The sequence below is a fragment of the Streptomyces sp. NRRL WC-3549 genome (assembly GCF_000721935.1).
Taxonomy (GTDB): domain Bacteria; phylum Actinomycetota; class Actinomycetes; order Streptomycetales; family Streptomycetaceae; genus Streptomyces.
This window is the reverse complement of the sequence record NZ_KL585406.1, coordinates 4882-7548: the sequence shown is the minus strand read 5'-3', so window position 1 is coordinate 7548 and position 2667 is coordinate 4882. Positions and strand designations below refer to the sequence as shown.

Below are 2667 nucleotides of genomic sequence, written 5' to 3'. Positions count from 1 at the left end.
GCTCCAGCCCCTCGCGCCACCCCTCGCCCCGCAGATGGGCGAGGTCGCGCTCCAGCTCGGCGGTGCGCATCAGCTCCGGCTGTATGAAGGGGCCGGCCACCGGGTCCTCGCTCAGGGCGGCGGCGCCGTCCTCCAGGGCCCGGTAGACGAACCACAGCTGCTCCGTGTACCGCGCGTACGCGTCCACCCCGAGCCGCCCGCCGAGCATGTCGCTCATGAAGGTGGAGGACTCCGCCTCGGTGTGCTGCTCGTGCGACGCGGTGCGGATCAGTGTCGAGAAGGGGGTGGTACGGGGAGCGGTCGCGGGGGTGGCGGGTGCGTCCAAGGCGGGCCTCCGGAGGCCGAGGGGACGAGAAGTCCGTACAGATATGGATATATCGACAGCAGTCCGTGAACGAGCGGCGCTGCCGATACGGTGATCCTCCTACTTAGGTTTGCCTAAGTCAACAGGTTCCCGACTGTCTGTCGGTAAAAGAAGTCCGACAAAAGCCCCCGGCCCCTAGATCCGTGCGGGCCGGGGGCTTCGCCGACGGCCTCAGGGAAGCGTCAGGATGTCCGCCCCGGTCTCGGTGACGACCAGCGTGTGCTCGAACTGGGCGGTGCGCTTGCGGTCCTTGGTCACCACGGTCCAGCCGTCGTCCCACATGTCGTACGTGTGCGTCCCGAGCGTCAGCATCGGCTCGATGGTGAACGTCATCCCGGGCTGCATCACGGTCGTGGCGTGCGGGCTGTCGTAGTGCGGGACGATGAGGCCGGAGTGGAACGAGGTGTTGATCCCGTGCCCGGTGAAGTCCCGCACCACGCCGTAGCCGAACCGCTTCGCGTACGACTCGATGACCCGCCCGATGACGTTGATCTGCCGCCCGGGCCGCACCGCCTTGATGGCGCGGTCGAGCGACTCCCGGGTGCGCTCCACGAGCAGCCGGGACTCCTCGTCGACGTCACCGCAGAGATAGGTGGCGTTGTTGTCGCCGTGCACGCCGTTGATGTACGCGGTGACGTCCAGGTTCACGATGTCGCCGTCCCGCAGCACCGTGGAGTCCGGGATGCCGTGGCAGATGACCTCGTTGACCGAGGAGCACAGGGACTTCGGGAAGCCCCGGTAGCCCAGGGTCGACGGGTAGGCGCCGTGGTCGATCATGAACGCGTGGGCGACCCGGTCGAGTTCGTCGGTGGTGACGCCCGGTGCGATCAGCTTGGCGGCCTCCTCCATCGCCTGCGCGGCGATCCGGCCCGCGATCCGCATGCGTTCCACGGTGTCGGAGTCCTGGATCTCCGGCCCGGTGTACGGGGTGGGGGCGGGCTTCCCCACGTACTCGGGGCGCCGGATGTTTCCCGGAACGGAGCGGACGGGAGTGATCTCCCCTGGGACGAGGAGCGACTGACCAGACATGTCAACGAGTCTAACCAGCCTGCTCGGGGGCACCATGGCAGCGAGGAAAGGATCCGTCGATGGCCCTGTTCAAGAAGCGCACGGTCGGCAAACCGGGCGAATGGTACTACTGCCTGGAGCACAAGACGGTCGAGGAAGGCCCCGAGTGCCCGGCGAAGAACCGTTTCGGCCCGTACACCTCCCGCGAGGGGGCCCAGCACGCCATGGACACGGCGCGTGAGCGGAACCTGGAGTGGGAGAACGACCCGAAGTGGCACGACCGCACGGAGAGGACCGAGGACGAGACCCCGGACTGACCGCCCCCGGCGGCCCCGAAAGGACCGCCGGGGAGACGGGCCGGGCCGCAGCGGGAGGTCACGAGGGGCGTGATCCGCCGGAGGCCCGGCCGACGGCAGGCCCGGCTCCGCCGCCCCCGGGACGAAGACCCGTCACCAGCGGGCCGGGGGCGGGGCCGTCAGCTGGTCCGCCAGCCGGGACAGCCGGTCGCGGAACGTACGCCCCCGTGGCGGCGCGCCGTTCTCTCCGGCCGCCGCGCTGACCAGGTGCTGGACGGTGTCCAGGTCCACCTCGTCGTCGGCGGTCACCGTCAGCGCCTCATGGGCCAGTCCCCGCACCTCCGGGTCGCCGCCCCCCAGCGCCAGGACGGTCGCCCCCGCCCGGCGCGCGTCGTGCACCCGCTCCAGCAGCCCCCCGCCCGGGCGGTCCGGGGCGACCACCAGCAGGGTCTCGCCCCGGCCGGCGGCCTCGATCCGGCCGAGGCCCACCGACAGGTGGGCCGGGTGGTCCGGGCGGGGGTGGTGGCGCACCAGCGTGGGCCGCAACTGCGGCAGCCCCGACCAGGTGGACTCGTCCACCAGGTGCGCGGCCATGTGCCACGGCTCGTACACCTCCGTCCCGACCAGCAGCAGCCCGCCGCCCTGCGGTTCCACCGAGGACCGCAGGGTCCGGGCGAACTGCCGGGCCGCCGTGGGCCACCGGGTCCCGGCGAGTACCTCACGCAGTGTCGCGACACGTACGGCATCCATGGCCCGGCATCATGCCGCCACCGTGCCCCGCGCGGGGCCCGCCCCGGATATTCCATCCGTACGGGAAGGGGTGGGCACTCGGTGGGACACGGCCGGGCCCGGGTCCGCGCCTCCCAGTAGTGTCGGGACCATGACTACGCATGACAGTGGCAGCGCATCCAAGCCCCCCGCCAAGGACCCCTGGGACCTTCCCGACGTCTCCGGCCTGACCGTCGGTGTCATCGGCGGCACCGGCCCGCAGGGCCGCGG

General features: G+C 71.3%; 4 protein-coding genes and 1 pseudogene. 2 read left to right on the top strand and 3 right to left on the bottom strand.

Annotation, left to right across the window (positions count from 1 at the left end; all coding sequences use genetic code 11):
• Both IH13_RS0118640 and map read right to left on the bottom strand, forming a co-directional pair.
• Positions 1–271 (bottom strand): biliverdin-producing heme oxygenase (locus IH13_RS0118640; RefSeq protein WP_420713378.1); only part of this gene is annotated, 271 nt, incomplete at its 3' end.
• A gap of 264 nt (positions 272–535) precedes the next feature.
• Positions 536–1393, bottom strand: a complete 858-nt coding sequence (gene map / locus IH13_RS0118635; RefSeq protein WP_031085874.1) for a type I methionyl aminopeptidase — start codon at positions 1391–1393, stop codon at positions 536–538.
• Positions 1394–1452: 59 nt separating this feature from the next.
• Between map and IH13_RS0118630 the strand changes: the two genes are divergently transcribed.
• Entirely contained in the window at positions 1453–1689 is a 237-nt protein-coding gene (locus tag IH13_RS0118630) for a hypothetical protein (protein ID WP_031085873.1), read from the top strand.
• Between the two features lie 132 nt (positions 1690–1821).
• Here IH13_RS0118630 and IH13_RS0118625 read toward each other — a convergent pair whose 3' ends face one another.
• On the bottom strand, positions 1822–2418 hold the full coding sequence (locus IH13_RS0118625; RefSeq protein WP_031085871.1) for a hypothetical protein: 597 nt from the start codon (positions 2416–2418) through the stop codon (positions 1822–1824).
• A gap of 130 nt (positions 2419–2548) precedes the next feature.
• Here IH13_RS0118625 and IH13_RS42425 point away from each other — a divergent pair.
• Positions 2549–2667: pseudogene (locus tag IH13_RS42425) on the top strand (NADPH-dependent F420 reductase); the annotation flags it as partial.

Coding starts and splice junctions, on each gene's coding strand:
- map (WP_031085874.1), bottom strand. CDS start 1,393: ATGTCTGGTCAGTCGCTCCTCGTCCCAGGGGAGATCACTCCCGTCCGC.
- IH13_RS0118630 (WP_031085873.1), top strand. CDS start 1,453: ATGGCCCTGTTCAAGAAGCGCACGGTCGGCAAACCGGGCGAATGGTAC.
- IH13_RS0118625 (WP_031085871.1), bottom strand. CDS start 2,418: ATGGATGCCGTACGTGTCGCGACACTGCGTGAGGTACTCGCCGGGACC.